The following is a 17,760-nucleotide window of genomic DNA, read 5'->3' on the forward strand; positions in this document are numbered from 1 at the left end:
GTTGCGATTCGGCACGAATGCTGGCTGACTCCTAGCTCGCAGTCACTCGGCGGGACTGAGCACCAGTACAGGAATCTGCCTTGAGGTTTTCGTTTGGTAGTCGTTGTAGTCGGGCCAGACATCGGTGGCCCGTTCCCACCACGTCTCGCGCTCTTCACCCGACACTTCGTGGGCGACGAAGTCTTTCTTGTCAGCGCCATCCTGAACTTCGACCAGTGGATTCGCACGCATGTTGTGGTACCAGACTGGATGCGTGGGCGCGCCGCCCATAGAGGCCACCACCGCATACTTGCCGTCATGTTCGACCCGCATCAGCGGGGTTTTCCGCAGTTTGCCTGATTTTGCTCCGAGCGTTGTCACCACGATGATGGGCTTGCCCCCCATCGTGTTTCCTTCGCGGCCATTGGTGCGTTCAAATGTTTCCACTTGCTCGCGCACGAAGTCGCTGGGACTGGGCTCGTATTCACCAGTGAGAGGCATAGGTTAAGTCAACACCACGATCGCGGCGCTGTCTCGATGATTCGTCGAAACTGGCGTTACTGGCTCGGGTCTTCAACACCGCCCAGGAACAGCGGTGCCCCTGTGGGCGTGTGCATGATGGCGAAGGTGTAGGGCCTGTCTGCACGGAACTCCACCTGCGCTTCGGGCGGCAGACTGGTGACGCCCGCGACACCAGTGACAGCCGCAGCTTCGGTTCCCTGCTCGTCTACCGTGATCGTCGCCCTGTGGATTGCGTCGCTCACCATGAAATCTGGGGTAATCCCGTCGAGTTCCGACAGATTTGTCAGTCCTATGCCTCGCAACTGTTCCAGCAGTTGCACGGTGCCGCCGAAGTCCCAGCGCGGCAGCGCGATATCTGCGGATACGGAAGTGCCGCCGTCAGCGAGTGTTTCTAACGTCGAAGCCGTCAATTGGGGCGCAGTCAGATCGTCAGTGTCCGATATCAGGATCCACATCGACAGTTCGCCGCCCGCATAGGGGAGTTCGATCGCCTCCCAGCCTTCTCCCGTTGCGTGCCGGACGGTAGTGGACTGCTTGTTCATCATGGGGACCGTCACCACTGAACCGTCCGCTTTTGTGAAGTCGTCGTCTTCGGTGGAGCTTTCGCTGAACTGGTTCTCCCATTCCGCTTTCATGTAGATCGCGTTCGCTAGCACGGCGATTGTTTCCGGGTCCAGTTCATCGAAAAGCCGGTCGATCCTTCCGGCGGTGTTCTCCTCGACCCACGAGTCAATGGTTGCTACGGCTTCTGGGCTCGTGAAATCGACGTTTTCGGGTTCCGCATCAAAATATTCGCTCAGTGTTGTGGTGAAGTCCGATTCGAGAGTCATTCCCTCCTGCACGAACAGACCGTTTGCGAGGGCGACGATCGGTTCCGCGGGCTCATCGTCGGGGCCGCGTGTTTCTCCGGATTCGGTTCGAGGCGGAACGTCATCGACGGTCACAGCTTCATCGGCGAGGGCGCGAACAGCTTCATTCAGCCCTTCGGCAGGGAACCCGAACACCGCATCCAACTGCGCCGCGGTCTCACCCTCCGCCCCGGCCCGCAGCATCGCGAAGGCGTACGCGATGCTCACCGGTGAGTACACGGTGTTCTCGCGGTCCTCGTCGTCCTGTGCGATCGAGCGGGCGAAACTTTCGGAGAACTCGTAGAGCCCGGCAATGAACTCGTCAACGGGTTCTTCCATCGCAGGCGCCGCAGCTGTGGTGGTTTCAGGCTCGGGGTCACTGGGCTCTGTGGTGCCGCATGCGGTTGCCAGCATCAACACTGCGCCAACTCCGAGCGCTGCGGCTTTCCGGATCCTCACAATCATCACTCCCCTGAGCCGTTGTGTGTCGCGTCGTTTCAGCCTAAGCAACCGGGGCCGAGTAACGCCTTGAGATCACCCATGAGTGCGGACGACGGAGTTACCCGATATCCGTCATCAAGTTTGAGTGTCGTTGTCCTGTCGCCAGTTATCAGTCTGACGTGGACGTCCGCCTGTCCGGGGTGACGCGTCAGCACTTGCTTGAGTGCACCCACCTTGTCGGGTGTGCACATGCGGGTGTGCATGCTCAGCGCGACGGGCTGCGCGACACCGATGTCCGAGAGGTCCGGCACCACAAGATCGTTGGCGATGATGGAGATGCGATCATCCTGGACTTTGAGGCGGCCCCTGATCAGCACGATCGTGTCTTCGGTTACTTCCATCCCGTACACGGAATATGCCTGGGGGAAGAACATCACCTCGATGCCCGCCTCTAGGTCTTCAAGCTGTGCCGCCGCCCAGGGCTGACCGTTCTTGTTCACGCGCCGCGTCACGGAGGCGAAAATCCCGCCAACGGTTACTTGTGCCCCGTCTTTGACGATGCCTTCGAGGATCGCCGTGATCTGTGTGTCGGTCTGCGCAGCAATGAGGTGTTCGATGCCGTTGAGCGGGTGGCCTGAAACGTAGAGACCGAGCATTTCCCGCTCGAGCGCCAAGCGGTGCTTCGTATCCCATTCTTCTTCGGGAACCTTTACTTCGAAAACGCTCGCGATTTCATCGTCGGCCCCACCTCCGCCGAAGAGGTCGAACTGCCCGATCGCCTCAGCCTTCTTGGTATTCATCACCGCGTCGACGGCATCTGAATGGATGAGGACTAGGCCTTTGCGCGGGTGATCGAGCGAGTCGAACGCCCCAGCTTTGATGAGGGACTCGATGGCTTTCTTGCCACATGCAGCGGCATCGACCTTTCCGAGGTAGTCGGAGAACGAGGTGAAGCTTCCCTTTTCATTGCGGCCCTTAATAATCGAGGAGACAACGTTCGAGCCGACATTGCGGACGGCGCCAAGCCCGAAGCGTATGTCGTCACCCACCGAGGTGAAATTCTGCTCCGACTCGTTTACGTCCGGAGGCAGCACCGTGACCCCGATTTTGCGGCAGTCCGCAAGATAGATGGCTGCCTTGTCCTTGTCGTCGCCAACCGACGTCAGGAGTCCCGCCATGTACTCCGCTGGATAGTTCGCCTTTAGGTAGGCAGTCCAGTACGAGACCAGCCCGTATCCAGCTGCGTGTGATTTGTTGAACGCGTAGCCAGCGAACGGGAGGATGGTGTCCCACAGCGCGGTGATCGCTTTGTCACCGAAGCCGTTGGCGCGCATACCTTCTTGGAAGCCATCGAACTCAGCAGCGAGGACTTCAGCCTTCTTCTTGCCCATTGCGCGGCGCAGAATGTCTGCGCGTCCGAGCGAGTAACCAGCCACCTTCTGAGCGATCTGCATGATCTGCTCTTGATAGACGATCAGGCCGTACGTCTCCGAGAGGATCTCCTTCAGCGGCTCCTCGAGTTCGGGGTGGATTGGGCGTACTTCTTGGCGCCCGTTCTTTCTGTCCGCGTAGTCATTGTGGGCGTTCATGCCCATCGGGCCGGGCCGGTACAGCGCAAGCACGGCGACGATGTCCTCGAATCCGGTCGGCTGCATCCGGCGCAGCAGGTCGCGCATCGCAGAGCCGTCGAGCTGGAACACGCCTAGCGTGTCACCACGCGCTAGCAGTTCATACGCTTTCGGGTCATCGAGCGTGAGGGTGTCGAGGTCTATGTCGATCCCGCGGTTCGACTTGAGGTTTTCGATCGCGTCACCGATGACCGTGAGGTTCCGAAGACCGAGGAAGTCCATCTTGAGGAGGCCGATGTCCTCACAAGACGGGTAGTCCCATCCGGTGATGATGGCGCCATCCTGCTGGCGCTTCCACAGGGGAATAGCTTCCATGAGGGGTTCGGACGACATGATTACCGCGCAGGCGTGCACACCCGCGTTGCGGATCAGCCCCTCTAAGCCAATCGCGGTTTCATAGATCTTGCGGACGTCGGGATCAGTTTCGATCAGCGACCGTACTTCGGTGGCTTCTTTGTACCTCTCGTGCTCAGGATTCATGATCCCGTGAAGCGGAATGTCTTTGGCCATGATCGGCGGCGGAAGCGCCTTACTGATCCGGTCGGCGATCGCAAATCCCGGCTGGCCGAAGAGCACACGCGCCGAGTCTTTGATCGCCGCTTTGGTCTTAATCGTTCCGAACGTAATCACCTGGGCTACACGGTCACTCCCCCAGCGGTCTGTGGCGTACCGCACCATCTCACCGCGACGGCGGTCGTCGAAGTCAATATCGATATCAGGCATCGACACGCGCTCGGGGTTGAGGAACCGTTCGAAGAGCAGCCCATGCGGGATCGGATCGATGTTGGTGATGCCGAGCGCGAAAGCCACCAGTGAACCCGCTGCGGAGCCTCGGCCCGGGCCGACCCGGATTCCCACCTCTCCCGCATGCCGCACGAGGTCACCGACCACGAGGAAGTAGGCCGGGAAGCCCATTTGGTTGATGACATCGAGCTCGTAGTCAGCGCGCTTCGTGTACTCGGGCGGAACCGCGCCTGGGAAACGCCGCTCCAAACCCTCGTGGACCTGCTTGTACAGGAACGTTGCCTGCGTCTCACCGTCTGGCACGGGGAACACCGGCATCCTGTCGCGGTGCGTCCACACCTCCTTGTATGACTCGACACGCTCCGCGATCAGCAGGGTGTTGTCGCACGCGCCGGGCACCTCTTCGTCCCACGCCGCTCGCATCTCAGCAGCCGACTTCAGGTAGTACCCGTCGCCGTCGAACTTAAAGCGGGTCGGGTCACTTAGTGTTTTCCCAGTCTGGACGCAGAGCAGCGCCTCATGGCTGCGCGCCTGATCGACAGTCACGTAGTGGCAGTCGTTAGTCACGATGGGCGGAATGCCGAGCTTCCGGCCCACCTCCAGAAGTCCCTCACGCACGCGGCGTTCGATCGAGATTCCATGGTCCATCAACTCGAGAAAGAAGTTCTCAGGTCCGAAGATTTCCTGCCACTTCGCCGCCGCCTCGAGAGCCTCGCGTTCATGTCCGAGACGCAGCCTGGTCTGCAGCTCACCGGAGGGACAACCGGTCGTGGCGATAATCCCCTCGGAATGCTCCGCGATCAGTTCCGCATCCATTCGCGGCCATTTGCCCAACTGACCTTCGATCGAGGCGAGGGAGGAGAGTTTGAAGAGGTTCCGTAAGCCAGTTGCGTTGGCGGCAACCATCGTCATATGCGTGTAGGCACCGCTACCCGAAACATCGTCGGACTTCTGCGACGGGTCGCCCCACCGGACACGCTTCAGGTTGAACCGCGACTCAGGAGCTACGTACGCCTCGATCCCGATGATCGGCTTGATGTCCGCTTTCACCGCAGCGTTGTAAAAGTCGCTCGCACCGAACATGTTGCCGTGGTCCGTCATGCCAACCGCAGTCATGCCGAGGCGCTGGGCTTCGGCAAAGAGCGGTTTTACCTTCGCCGCACCATCGAGCATGGAGTACTCAGTGTGGTTGTGCAGATGGACGAACGACCCCGTATCAGTCACAAGTACCTCTCCCCGCAGTCCAGCGATCCCGCGCACCCAGCGTAGCTACCGACGTGGCCCACTCATGCTAGGCGCTCCCACTGACAATTTTTGTATCGGCCGTACGCTGTCGTAGACATCAATAAAGATCGCGACGGCGGTCTTGCAGGTACGTGTTGACGACACGCGACGCCTCCAGCACCGCGAGATCGATTTCGGTCACGATCAACTGTTCCGCAGCTCCGGCACGGGCCAATTCGGTACCGTCTGGCGCCACCGCACAGCTCAGGCCGCAGTATTCGACTTCTGCTTCGGTTCCGCACCGGTTGACGTAGGTGATGAACATCTGGCTCTCGTACGCACGCGCGGGCACAAGGGTTTGCGCCACCCGCTCAAACGGCCGCATCAAACCAGTGGGCACGATCAGCCATTGCGTGCCCGCGTCGGCGTGCGCGCGGACAGTTTCCGGGAACTCCACGTCGTAGCACGTCAGCAGCCCGCAGCGTATACCGGAAAGATCAAATTGGACGACGAGTTCCATTCCGGGCAGGAAGTGATCTCGGTCAAGAGCGCCGAACAGGTGGGTCTTGCGGTAGTGGGCAAGCGGAGTTCCCGACGCACTTACGACCTGCACGCTGTTGTAGATGGCGCCCGCGGCTAGTTCCGGGTAACCGTAGGCGATCGCAATGGAGTACCGCTGGGCCGTCTCGCCTATTTCGCCAGCGATCGGGCCATGGGACGGTTCCGCACGCTGAGCGACAAGGGGGCCAAGGTTGTACCCCGTCGCGGACATCTCCGGGCAGATGAGAATCGCGGCACCCTCACGCGCCGCTTCCCTCGCGGACAGGTCAATAGCACGAAGATTCTCCGCAACCGACGTGGCTCGCTCGGGCCCTTGGTAAAGGGCAGCGACTACAGCACTCACTGTGTCATCCTCCCACTGTGTCACCCTCCCATTGAGCACCCCGATGTTCCGCCGTGGTGTATCCAGAAGCTAGGTTGACTCCCACCGGACCACGGAGATGAATTATGAACCCCGCAGACGAAGTTCCGCGCACTCGCGAGGACGGAAACGTCGGTCAGGTGGACGCGACCCGTAAACCCCGCTTCGCGGAACCGACCACCTTTGCCCGCCTCCCGCGACTCGATGAAGTCTCGCGCGCGGACGTGACAATTCTCGGTGTCCCCTTCGATTCCGGTGTGAGTTACCGGCCCGGTGCGCGGTTCGGGCCGAACCACATCCGGGCAGCGTCGAAGCTGCTACGGCCCTACCACCCTGGCTTGGACGTGCAGCCTTTCGCGGCGCAGCAAGTAGCTGATTTCGGTGATATCGGGGTGAACCCGTTCGACATCAGCGACGCCCTCGCGGCCATTCAGTCAGCAGTCACTGATTTGCGCCGCGACGGCTCAAAAGTGCTGACCCTCGGCGGTGATCACACAATCGCATTGCCACTCCTTCGCGCTCTGCACCGTGACCACGGGAAGATCGCGGTCCTCCACTTCGACGCGCACCTCGACACCTGGGATACGTACTTCGGCGCCCACTACACCCACGGCACACCCTTCCGGCGGGCTAGCGAGGAAGGGCTGATCGATATGGAGCGTTCGCAGCACATCGGTATCCGAGGTCCCCTGTACAGCAAGAAGGACCTCGAGGACGACGACGTCCTCGGGTTCCAGATCGTGCGATCGGACGACTACCAGACTGACGGCGTGTCAAGCATCATCGACCGCATGCGCCGCAGACTCGGAACCAGCTCAGATGGTCCGGTCTATGTCTCGATCGACATCGATGTGCTCGATCCTGCCTACGCGCCCGGGACGGGCACGCCCGAGGCCGGCGGACTGACGTCCCGCGAGTTGCTGCACACCCTTCGCGGGCTGACGGATATGAACATCATCGGCGCCGACATCGTCGAAGTCGCGCCGGCGTACGACCATGCGGAGATTACCGGTATCGCCGCCGCTCATGTGGCCTACGAATTGCTGTCGGTCCTCGCGCTGAATCGACCGCGATAGACGTCAGCGAGGTGGATCCACCACCACGGGCGATCGCATCCTGCGCCGGGTGCGACGCACAGAATCCGTGGTGAACACCGCGAGGGCACACCAGATGAGCGTGAAGCCCAGCCACCGCGAGGCCGGCATGTCCTCGTGCAGAACGAGCACCCCCCATGCCATCTGCAAGGCCGGTGTCAAATACTGCAAGATCCCCATTGTCACGAGCGGGACCCGTTGCGCCGCGGCGGCGAAGAGAAGCAGCGGCAATGCCGTCACCGGGCCAGCTGCGATCAGCAGCGCGGTATGCCCCGGCCCCTCACTCACGAATGTCGCGGCGCCGCTGACGCCCAGAACGACCAGAAATGTAATCGCGAATGGTGCCGCAAAGAGCGCCTCCCCGGCGACGCTGAGTCTGGGGTCTAGTGGCATCACCTTCTTCACCACGCCGTACATCGCGAACGAGAATGCAAGGCAGAGGGCAATGATGGGTGGGCGTCCATAATCGAGAGTCAAGACAACTACTGCTGTAATCGCGATGAGGACCGCCGCAATTTGCGTGCGATTCAGGCGCTCACGGAAGAAGACGACACCCAGCATGACGCTTACCAGTGGGTTGATGAAATATCCGAGTGCTGTCTCGACTACCCGGCCGCTGACAACGCCGAAGATGTATACACCCCAGTTTGTCGTGATGAACACCGATGCTGCGGCAACAAGCAACCACGCCCGCCCACCCATAGACAAAAATGGTCTGATCCGGCCGATCACGAGAACAACGCCCACCATCAGTACCGCCGTCCAGACAACGCGGTGAGCGAGAATCTCCAGCGGCGCTGACACCGCCAGCAGGCCGAAGAACGCTGGAAACAAGCCCCAGCAGGCATACGCTCCCGCCCCGAAGGCAACTCCCTCTGCAGGGACAACGCGGGAGAGTTTCATCAACGTGCCCGCACAGCGAATCGGCCCCAGACGGCATCATCTGGAAGCGGTTCCGCCGTGTACACACCTTTGTGCTCGCTGATGCGTCGCAGCGTCTCACCATCGGCGCGCACCACCACGCCCACCACACACGAGCAGTCGGGCGGTGTGCCATCCTCGAACGCGCCACGGAATGTCCGGAGCCGGGACAGCGCGCTCGAAACCGCGGTTTCGAGCGCGTCGTAGGAGTTATTGACCCCAGGCACTGGGGCCGGCAGGTCGATCGGCATGTCAGGCAATATTCGGTACTTGTCGTCGTCAGGCCGTGCCCCAGCGCTACCGTCGACCACCACGCGAGAGATTCGCGTATCACCGGTCACGTCGATCACCTCCGCCAAACGTGCGGGCGGATCGAACGTCAGGAGCGCCCAGGTTGGCTCTTCGGGTGCTTCGGAGAGCGCAGCAGCTGCTCGCGCCGCATAGTCCTCAGCCGACTCCCCGCTGACGGGACCAAGCCGGTCTGTTCGGATCGAGTCGCTGGTCCTGGGAGGTGTGAGGTATCCAACGATGACCACGACGACCAGAAATCCCACGAAGACGACAACGGAGGCGATGCGCCACCGGCGCGCGTTGTTCCACTCAGCCATCCGCGGCTATTCCGTTAGTGCGCATTGAGGACGTCGAGTGCGTGTTGCAGATCTGCTGGATATTCACTGGTGATCTCGACCCAGCGGCCATCCGCAGGATGCGCAAACCCTAGCGAGCAGGCGTGCAGCCACTGACGTTGCAGTCCCAGACGCTCAGCGAGGCGGGGGTCGGCACCGTACGTCAGATCGCCGCAACACGGGTGCTTGAGAGCAGAGAAATGAACGCGGATCTGATGGGTCCGGCCGGTCTCGAGGTCAACGCTGAGAAGACTTGCCGCCTGGAAAGCTTCGATCGTGTCGTAATGGGTGACGCTGTGTTTGCCGTCGGCCCGGACCGCGAACTTCCAGTCATTGCTGCCGTGCCGCGCGATCGGAGCCTCGATCGTGCCGCTACTGGGATCAGGATGGCCTTGCACCAGCGTGTGGTACTGCTTTTTGACGTTGCGGTACTTGAATGCGCGCTTCATGATGCTGTACGCACGTTCGGATACTGCGACGAGCATGACTCCCGAGGTCCCGACATCGAGCCGGTGAACAATGCCCTGGCGCTCTGGCGGGCCGGACGTGGAAATCCGGTAGCCTGCTGCGGCGAGACCGCCGAGCACTGTCGGTCCTGTCCAGCCGACACTGGCGTGCGCGGCGACCCCAGCGGGCTTATCGACCGCAACAATGTCGCTGTCGGCGAAAAGGATCGTCATCCCCTCGACGGGCTCAGGCCGGTTCTCAGGTGCCCGCTTCGGCTCGGGGAGTTCCACCTCGAGCCACGCTCCCGCATGCAGACGATCTGACTTCCCTGCGACCGCGCCGTCGACGAGGACGGAACCGTTGTCCGTGAGTGTCGCAACTACGGTCCGCGACAATCCGAGCAGCCGCGAGAGTCCCGCATCGACCCGCATCCCTTCGAGCCCATCCGGGACCGGCATCGATCGGGCCGTAAAAGACTGCGGTGTCATCATCGCTTGCCCTCTTCGTCGACTTGCTCCTTCTTCGAATGACGCTGCCCATCTGGGTCGAATCCGAGAAATGTCAGTGCGACGAGAAAGATGGCGCCACCGACGATCGCGGGATCGGCGACGTTGAATACCGGCCACACGCTCCCGTCTGGCGCCAGCAGGGACACGAAATCGACCACGTGGCCTTGCATCGGGCCTGGTGCCCGGAACATCCGGTCGACGAGGTTGCCTAACGCACCGCCGAGAACAAAGCCAAGTCCAAGCGCCCACGGCAACGAGCGGAGATTACGGCTCAGCCTGATGATGACGACGACGACGGTGATGGCAACAATCGTCAACAGCCACGTCATCCCTGTTGCCATCGAAAACGCCGCACCTGGGTTGCGGTATAGCACGAGGTAGACCGCGCCTCCGAGGAGCCGCACCGGTTCCCTTCCCTCCAGGAGGGCAACCGCCACAGACTTAGTGACAAGGTCAAGGGCGAGCACCACCACTGCCACGGAAAACAGGAGGCGCAAACGTTTCGGATGTGCGATTTCAGGTTGGGTCTCGTCGTGACTCACACAGACATCATCCCTTATCCCACGAGTCCTTCTCACGGGTGGACGCTGTGACGCGCACCAGCAGGCACGTAAGCGGGGCTGCTCTCAGCGTGTGCATTACGCTCGCTGCTGTGAAGTTTCGTGGCAATTTCTCATCATCTGCCCTGTCCCGTCGATCGCGCTCGATGCAATGGGACAATTCCGCAGCTTCTGGGTTGTCGCCGAAGCCTCTGACCGACTGGCGACGGCTACCGTTTCCGAAAGAAGTGGGGCCCTGTCCGCCGCCGAGCTAGGAAGGGACCAGATTGCCTCCCTGCCGCCATCCACGTCTGAGCATTCCGTTGCCCATCTGAAACGCGGAACCTCACTAACACCCGTGCACCGGCAAGACCGCGGGTACTAACCATGCAGTTCCGTCACTCGCTGTGGAGGGAAGCCATTACGCGGTCAGCCGCCGTTACCTTTCGGGACCCCAACTCAAGGGGTCCTGGTCGCCAGAACCGGTATGGCTCCCTTGCCGCAGTCGTACGCATGATCCGTGGTGTTGCCGGTGCTGGTGGCGGGATAGACCGCTGATAAGGACAGGGCGTCTTTGCGTTGGTCGCTTCGTAACGTGCCTGTCGGCATCCTTCGTCAGACTCGTCGACGAGCCGTACGAACAAGGGCGCATCGATAAGCAGTACCGAGTACCTGGAGTTTCTCGGTCTTGACGTCGGTAAGGTCGAGCACCCCGCCACGGACTGGACCCAGCAGGTGAGCAGGTCTACGACAAGGCGCTGCCTCAGGACGAGGCCGCGCTGAGGCACCTGTACGACGAACTTGCCAAGCGCGGTCCAGTGCTGGTCGTGGTCGACCACACCGCCCTCGAATGGGCGCGACTGTCGCGGTCGCTCATGACGCCGACGTGGATGTCGCCTATCTACCGGGCCTGGCGATGCGACAAATCACGGACTTGCACCCGGCAACGCCAAGACCGACGCCCGCGACGCCTACATCATTACCGAGGTCGACAGGTCGATGCCGCACGCGCTGCGCCGCCATATTCGCCGCACTGTCCGACTCCAACCAGCCAAGCCTACCAGGAGCGTAAGCGTGCCGCCGGGGAGAAGCACGATGCTGCCCTCATCTGCCTGGACGCCGCGTCGAAGCTTGCACTCTATGCTCAAACACTGCACCTTCTACGAACGCCGATCAACCAAAGCTGCCGCTTGACAACCCCATAGTAATGTCGACGGCAGGCGAATGCTGACCCCCAGCCGGCACGACAGGAGTGTCCGATAAAGGGTGGATCTGGTCTTGGCGTTGTTAGTTTCCGCTCGGGTTGATGCGGCCTTCGAATGCGATCGCGAACGCGTTCAGCGCTGGCTTCCACCTCACTGCCCAGCGTGCCTTCCAACTTCCGGTTGGGTCCAGGGAACGGGTCACAAGATAGAGACACTTCAACGCGGCCTGCTCGGTCGTTCTGTGGACTCAGAATTGTCAAGTTTGTGCTGGTCGGCCATGGTTGACAGTGACGATCGGCAACGGGGTGGCGGTCAGTTGGCGTGTTGTTCTGGCCGGGGTCGGAACGTCGGCGAGGCGTTGCAGTAGCTGCTCGAGGGCGGCTTGACCGTCTTCGACAGCTGCCTGTTCATCGTGGGTGAGCGGGATGCTGACGAGCATCCGCTGAAGGTTCGATTTCGCCTGCAGGAGTCGGCTTTTGCTGGACTCTATGGGAATGTAGAAGTCGCAGCGGGCGCAGGCCATGCGGTGCGGGCATCGCTTGAAGAAGGTGTAGCTGCAGAAAAGGTGGATTATGCAGACTCCCGCTGTCAACCTCGCCGCAAAATCGGCGGTCGGGATGAGGGCGTGGCGGTGCACTGCAGGCCGGTGGTCTGGTGGCCTGCAGGTCAGAAGAGATGATATTCCTAGGCTGCGGTGGGTGTGGTGAATGGTCCGGTTGTAGGTGCTGTGGTCGTACCAGCAGCGCCACAGGATGCGGGTCCAGCGTGCGCCGAGGCCGCGGAGCGCGCGGTGGTGGCCTTGGCCGACGGCGCGGGCTTGTGTGTAGATTCCGCCGGACCAGTCGTCCTCGCGGGTGGCGACGAACATCCACCAATCGATGGCGTGCCGCATTCGCCGGTTTGCGGCGTAACGGAAGCGGACTTGCCGGGTGCGCCCGGATGCGCGGGTCACCGGAGCCAGGCCATTGCTCCGCCCGTACTTCCCTAAGGGCAGCGATCTGCGGACCTTCACCGCAGAGCTAGTCTCGACATGATCAAGTGTCGCGACGCCAACTCGAATTCGCCCTAGAACCCGCGTGCCGAAAAAGGATCAGAATTCAGCCGCCGTTGGCAAGTGGGACATCCCCTATCTATGGGCCCCGCTCGCTCCTACCTTCCGCACAACTTTGCTATGCCCTGGGCGAACGGGGTCAAACACTACGATCACGAAGAAATACACCCGGTCGCCAGTTAGTCGGTTCCTCTCTTACGGTGCGCGGCCAACAAAATTTGGGCGGCTCTGCATGGGGAAGCAGCGAGGAGAGACACAGGTGCGGGCGGGCGTTCACCCATACTGACAGTATAAATGCCCGCCCTTCCAGGTCGAAGGACGCGTTGACTGAGAGCACCACTGCCGTCAGGTGACAACCTGCTGGTTGCCCCACTCCCAGCGGGTACCTTTGCCTTTGCATTGACTAGGACTGCTCATCCCGGCCACTATGACTGCCCACCTATGGGCACAGCGCTGCTTCGATACCGAATGATGTCGCTATGCCACATGCGTCCTCGCGCGAAAGCTTCCAAACACCATCCTCGGCGACGAACGTGAGCAACCCGCTCCCCGGAGCTTGATCTGAGGAAAGATACAGACTGAATTCCGCCGTGAGGGTGCATTCATCCAGCTGTTTGACAGCGTTGTCCGCAGCCGAAACCTCGTATCGTATATCCGGGTTGGCGGCTGAAGCCTCCGCGAGGCGAGTCCAAAGCTCTGGGTCGTCGCCTCCCTCACCTTCGACCAGAGTGTCCTTTTCCTCAGCCATCAAGCCCACGTCCACGATGTCTCCGATCATCGCGGTGAGGTCCTCAGCTGTAGGAGCGGCCCCCTGGGGCGTATCACAGCCTGACTCCTGGCCGACCGCACCAGTCGATTCGATGCTCCTCGGTTCACGGCTGTCATCAGTCCCGCACCCACCAACCGCAAGCGTCAATACCGCTACCGCTGTCAGTGGCCCCCTATGATTCACCACCCGAACATCCTTCGTATATTCCGCCGGTGCAAAAAGTAGCTGGCCGAGCAGCCGCTTCCGCTCACCCATAGTACCCGCTCCCAGAAAATCCACCCGGACACCCAAAATTTTTCACGGTCAGACCATAGTTCGAAGCAGCGCTTGATCGCGTTCAACGCGCCGAGTGACAAGAGCACGGATAGCGCGAGAATACGCTGGTCGTCGAGTCGCGAGGCCGATCGGCCCATGCGTACGGTATCGCCGACCAGATCCGCCTATGCCCGGTCGGGACTGCAAGCATGTAAACCTGGCCCACTCGGCGTCGATGACCGTCAGGTCCCGGCGCACCTGGGCGCTTTTCGATGTTGACGGTGACGCCAGTCGCGTCGTGTTTTGCGCCATCGAGATGCGCTGCGCGCTTCGCTGCGACGATCGGCACAACCACCCAGGTGCGCCTTTTGATCGCCCGTGCCCGTAGTGTGAGCTGCAATGCCGACGGGACGTCGATGTCGACCGCCCGGATCAGCCGACCCGCGGCTGAGCCCGCGCGCGAAGCGCAACGGCTCCTCAGCTGGGCAGCGTCACTCCTGTTCCGGGTTTTCAGACGTCGGAACTCGCGCCGCCAGCACCGCAATGGCGGCTGGGGGTGGCGCGGCTCGGACTCTCGTCCTCGGCTGCTGGCTGCACGGGCTGCGGAGGCGCGCAGCCGTTTGAGCGGGGAGTCCCTGCATTGGTGACGGCCCCCAAAAAGGTTGGCGCGATTAGCGCGAGGGTGAAGCCTCCGACCGCCCGCTTGCCTGATGATTTCACCTCATCCATCATTCGAATTGGCTCGCCACCGCGAACGATCGGGCGCTGGGGACCCGCTCAGACCCGATGCTAAGGAGGCTCGAGTCCCGAGATACTGGACCGCACACCAGACTCCAGACTGGTGCTGGAGCCGAATCTCGGGAGGGTATCAAATCGGTCAGGTTCGGCATCCTTCCTAAGATGTAGGACGTAGGGCGCAGGATGCTGTCGAATACGATCGAAAGTTGCTCGACAGGCGGAACGAGACAGGCATTCGAAGGCGGTGGCGCATTGCACTTCGAAAGCTGGTACGTTACGCGGTGATATCGGGGTCACTAAAAATCGCCAACAACCCGTGTCCCGCCCCAATTCAGTCGATACAAGCAAGCGGCGTGCGCCGGTCTGTCGATTGCGCTCCTTGGTCAGCATGCCCTTCCGGCTGCCTTAGCCTCGATCTTTCGTCTGGTTGACGGGTCGGCCTGATCTTGTTGGATTGGTGTGGGGTGCCCGGTTATCGGATATGCGTGACGGCCGGGGCAGTCGCTCTGCCGGTTTCCGCAGGCCCGGGTTCGGTCCTTTCGTGTCTCGTTGAGGTGGGGTTGGGCTTGTTATCCTGGCTGGAGCCGGGTCAGTGCGGTCGTTAGCTGGGTGGCCCAGGGCGCGTGCCTGCTGAGTTTCAGCCGTGTGCTGGGGCGTGACGGGCGATGCGTGCGGCGATCGAGAGGATCGATGTTCCTGCGGCGCGCACATTTCAAGGCCGCGCTGATCTGAGCGATCGTCAGCCGCGCGGCCTGGGCCGGGGTGGGTGCTTTGGCCAGCAGCTCCAGAGTGTCACTCGCCTCGAGGTCGTCGAACGCGACGAGCGCGGCGGGGAAATAGTCGACCAGCGCGCGCAGCAGTCGCTGGGTGTGGCGAGTCCGTTCCCAGATCATCATCTTGTGAGTGCGGGCCACGACCTTGAGGGCGTGTCATGACAAGTGTGTAAGTCCTGGGTGGGTCAAGATCGGCTGGTGTGAGGACCGGTCAGGAAGGACACCTTGTGGCAGAGAAGATATCGGCTGGTGAGAAGGTGGTGCCCCCGGTGCTGGCGGGCGATGGGGGTGCCGCGCGGCTGCTGGCGCAGGTTTTGCCGGAGGAGAAGATTGATTCTCTTATTCAGGAGGCGAAATCTTCCGGGACGCCGCTTGATGGTGTGGATGGCCTGCTGAATCACATGACCAGGGCGGTGCTGGAGCGGGTTCTGGATGTGGAAATGACTGAGCATCTTGGTTACGAGACTGGTGACCCGGCCGGGCGCGGCACGGGTAATTCCCGGAATGGGAAAAACACGAAAACTGTTTCCACACATAATGGGCCCGTTGAGATTTCGGTGCCGCGTGACCGTCAGGGCAGTTTCGAGCCGAGGATCGTGCCGAAACGCAAGCGGCGGACGGGCAGCATCGAGGAGATGATCCTGTCGCTGTACTCGCGCGGTATGACCACCCGTGATATCGAGGCGCACCTGAAGGAGGTGTACGGTGTCTCCGCATCCCGGGAGCTGATCTCGAAGGTCACCGACGTGGTCGAGGACGAGATCCGGCAGTGGCAGTCCCGCCCGCTCGATGAGGTGTACCCGATCCTGTACGTCGACGGGATCCGCATCAAAGTCCGCGACAACGGCATCGTGTCCACCAAGGTGGCGTACCTGGCCATCGGTGTGGACACCGATGGGTTCAAGCATGCCCTGGGCTGCTGGATCGCGGATAGCGAGGCGGCGCGCTTCTGGCAGAAAGTCGTCACCGATCTGCGCAACCGCGGCGTGCGTGACATCCTCATCGCCTGCTGCGACGGCCTGACCGGGCTGCCCGACGCGATCCGCTCGGTGTTCCCCGATACCACGGTTCAGACATGTGTCGTGCATGTCCTGCGCAATGCGATACGGTTCGTCTCTCACGATGACCGCAAGAGGGTCGCCGCAGCGATGCGGCGGATCTACACCGCCCCGAACCTCGAGGGCGCCGAGCTCGCGCTGAAAGAATTCCGGAAACAATTCGGTGATAAATACCCAGGCGCCGTGGATGTGTGGGAACTGGCGTGGGAGGAATTCATTCCATTCCTCGACTATCCAGCCGAGCTGAGAAAAGTCGTGTACACGACAAATATGATCGAATCGATCAATTTCCAGCTCCGGAAAATAACGAAGAACCGGGGGCATTTCCCGGACAATGATGCCGCGATGAAGCTGTTCTACCTGGGATTACGAAACATCTCTAGCTGGCGTGGCGGCACGTCCGGCACTGCGACACCCGGCTGGAAAATCGCCCTCAACACACTGGCGAGAACCTTCCCGGGAAGACTGAAATTCTGATAGCGTAAAAACGGACGTAAGTCATCTAGAACTTACACAGAAATCGTGACAGGCCCGACCTTGATGGCCTCAGCGCGCGCGGAGCCCCCGGCAACGGGCCGCAGCTCATGCGCTTGGGTGCGGACCATGTCCGCCAGCACGTGCGCGTCGCCGGGGTCGCTCTTGGCTCCCGACACGCCCAGTCGGTCACGGAACCGGGCCGCCTGCAACGGGTTTACGGCCAGCACGGTGTATCCCGCGGCGACCAAAGCACGGACCCACGGGCCCCGATCGGTTTCGATCCCGACCAACACCTCGACCTCGTCGGAAGCATCGCCGACCAGATCCCCGATGATCGTGTGCAGCTTCGCTATCCCCGCTACACCCTCGGCCAAACGGGCCCGCGACAGACGGCGGCCGGTGCTGTCCATCACCTCCACATCGTGGTGGCCCTCGGCCCAGTCATCACCTACGAACAGTCTCAACGGTTCCCCCGTCCTCGATACCGATCACCACCTTCGCAGCCTGCAGGAGAACTATCAGCGACCTAATCAAGCAGTGCTCATCGTCTATCGCGAGGCACGACATCCCAGCAGCAATTAACTCTCCCGGCCTACCGGCGGGGGCACGGTCTTTCAGCAGGACTCGAAGTCCAGGAACACGAGTGCTCACCCGCCGGTCGGCTACCACCAGGAGTTTGCCGTATGGCTCACTCCCCAACTGATTAGGTGTCCTCGAACTGGATGACTATTGACCTCAGCAACCAATACCTTCCAGTTCAGAAGCCCTTTCTCCGTTAACGGCACCCCATCAGCCCGAATTTCGATGAAAGCGGCAGGCTAGACCGGCGCCAAGGCCGCCCATTGCCCAGTGGAGGTCGACGGACTCATAGTCAGCCCTGCGCAAGCTGCAATTGTACCGAACTTAGCCCTCCACAAGGCGAGCGTCCCCACAGCCACGCAGCCATCGCGGCTGCGTAGAGTTAGACAGTCTGAACATATCGGACACGCA

Annotated in this window: 13 protein-coding genes and 3 pseudogenes; 3 read left to right on the top strand and 13 right to left on the bottom strand. The window is 61.4% G+C overall.

The features are described from left to right. Positions 1–42 precede the first annotated feature (42 nt). From FHU29_RS16065 to FHU29_RS16080, 4 genes are all read right to left on the bottom strand, one after another. A complete protein-coding gene (locus tag FHU29_RS16065) occupies positions 43–480 on the bottom strand; it encodes a nitroreductase family deazaflavin-dependent oxidoreductase (RefSeq protein ID WP_064441442.1) in 438 nt (145 codons plus the stop codon). 56 nt (positions 481–536) lie between these two features. Beyond that, a complete protein-coding gene (locus tag FHU29_RS16070) occupies positions 537–1,808 on the bottom strand; it encodes a serpin family protein (protein ID WP_183377587.1) in 1,272 nt (423 codons plus the stop codon). Between the two features lie 38 nt (positions 1,809–1,846). Then, positions 1,847–5,386, bottom strand: coding sequence for a DNA polymerase III subunit alpha (gene dnaE / locus FHU29_RS16075; protein ID WP_183377588.1), 3,540 nt, complete (start codon positions 5,384–5,386; stop codon positions 1,847–1,849). Between the two features lie 118 nt (positions 5,387–5,504). Beyond that, the gene (locus FHU29_RS16080) at positions 5,505–6,290 is read right to left on the bottom strand and encodes a carbon-nitrogen hydrolase family protein (RefSeq protein ID WP_232323026.1); all 786 of its coding nucleotides are present in this window, start codon (positions 6,288–6,290) and stop codon (positions 5,505–5,507) included. A gap of 104 nt (positions 6,291–6,394) precedes the next feature. On the opposite strand from FHU29_RS16080, the gene speB reads away from it, so the two are divergent. Further along, a complete protein-coding gene (speB, locus tag FHU29_RS16085; protein ID WP_064441440.1) occupies positions 6,395–7,384 on the top strand; it encodes an agmatinase in 990 nt (329 codons plus the stop codon). 3 nt (positions 7,385–7,387) lie between these two features. Here the strand turns inward: speB and rarD are convergent, their stop codons facing one another. From rarD to lspA, 4 genes are read right to left on the bottom strand one after another with little or no spacing between them, the layout of a single operon-like run. Beyond that, entirely contained in the window at positions 7,388–8,305 is a 918-nt protein-coding gene (gene rarD, locus FHU29_RS16090; RefSeq protein WP_064441439.1) for an EamA family transporter RarD, read from the bottom strand. After that, on the bottom strand, positions 8,305–8,931 hold the full coding sequence (locus tag FHU29_RS16095) for a hypothetical protein (RefSeq protein ID WP_064441438.1): 627 nt from the start codon (positions 8,929–8,931) through the stop codon (positions 8,305–8,307). Before FHU29_RS16095 ends, rarD begins: the two co-directional genes overlap by 1 nt. Before the next feature lie 14 nt (positions 8,932–8,945). Beyond that, the gene (locus FHU29_RS16100) at positions 8,946–9,854 is read right to left on the bottom strand and encodes an RluA family pseudouridine synthase (protein ID WP_064441550.1); all 909 of its coding nucleotides are present in this window, start codon (positions 9,852–9,854) and stop codon (positions 8,946–8,948) included. A gap of 29 nt (positions 9,855–9,883) precedes the next feature. Next, the gene (gene lspA / locus FHU29_RS16105; RefSeq protein WP_064441437.1) at positions 9,884–10,447 is read right to left on the bottom strand and encodes a signal peptidase II; all 564 of its coding nucleotides are present in this window, start codon (positions 10,445–10,447) and stop codon (positions 9,884–9,886) included. Between the two features lie 651 nt (positions 10,448–11,098). On the opposite strand from lspA, the pseudogene FHU29_RS23350 reads away from it, so the two are divergent. After that, a pseudogene (locus FHU29_RS23350) lies at positions 11,099–11,464 on the top strand (IS110 family transposase); the annotation flags it as partial. A gap of 267 nt (positions 11,465–11,731) precedes the next feature. On the opposite strand, the pseudogene FHU29_RS16110 reads toward FHU29_RS23350, so the two are convergent. The 4 genes and pseudogenes from FHU29_RS16110 to FHU29_RS16125 all read right to left on the bottom strand — a co-directional run. Beyond that, positions 11,732–11,893 (bottom strand): annotated as a pseudogene (locus FHU29_RS16110) (IS256 family transposase); the annotation flags it as partial. A 12-nt stretch (positions 11,894–11,905) separates the two neighbouring features. After that, a complete protein-coding gene (locus FHU29_RS23355; protein ID WP_064441436.1) occupies positions 11,906–12,601 on the bottom strand; it encodes a hypothetical protein in 696 nt (231 codons plus the stop codon). A 538-nt stretch (positions 12,602–13,139) separates the two neighbouring features. Beyond that, a complete protein-coding gene (locus FHU29_RS16120; protein ID WP_157095288.1) occupies positions 13,140–13,655 on the bottom strand; it encodes an MTB12 C-terminal domain-containing protein in 516 nt (171 codons plus the stop codon). Between the two features lie 1,376 nt (positions 13,656–15,031). Continuing rightward, on the bottom strand, positions 15,032–15,376 hold the full coding sequence (locus FHU29_RS16125) for a hypothetical protein (RefSeq protein ID WP_221195076.1): 345 nt from the start codon (positions 15,374–15,376) through the stop codon (positions 15,032–15,034). 161 nt (positions 15,377–15,537) lie between these two features. Here FHU29_RS16125 and FHU29_RS16130 point away from each other — a divergent pair, with 161 nt between their 5' ends. Further along, positions 15,538–16,770 carry an IS256 family transposase gene (locus tag FHU29_RS16130; RefSeq protein WP_064442702.1) on the top strand — a complete coding sequence of 411 codons (1,233 nt, stop codon included), beginning with the start codon at positions 15,538–15,540 and terminating at the stop codon, positions 16,768–16,770. 56 nt (positions 16,771–16,826) lie between these two features. Here FHU29_RS16130 and FHU29_RS16135 read toward each other — a convergent pair. Then, positions 16,827–17,234: pseudogene (locus FHU29_RS16135) on the bottom strand (IS110 family transposase); the annotation flags it as partial. Between the last annotated feature and the right edge of the window lie 526 nt (positions 17,235–17,760).

This window comes from Hoyosella altamirensis (assembly GCF_014191505.1).
Lineage (GTDB): Bacteria > Actinomycetota > Actinomycetes > Mycobacteriales > Mycobacteriaceae > Hoyosella > Hoyosella altamirensis.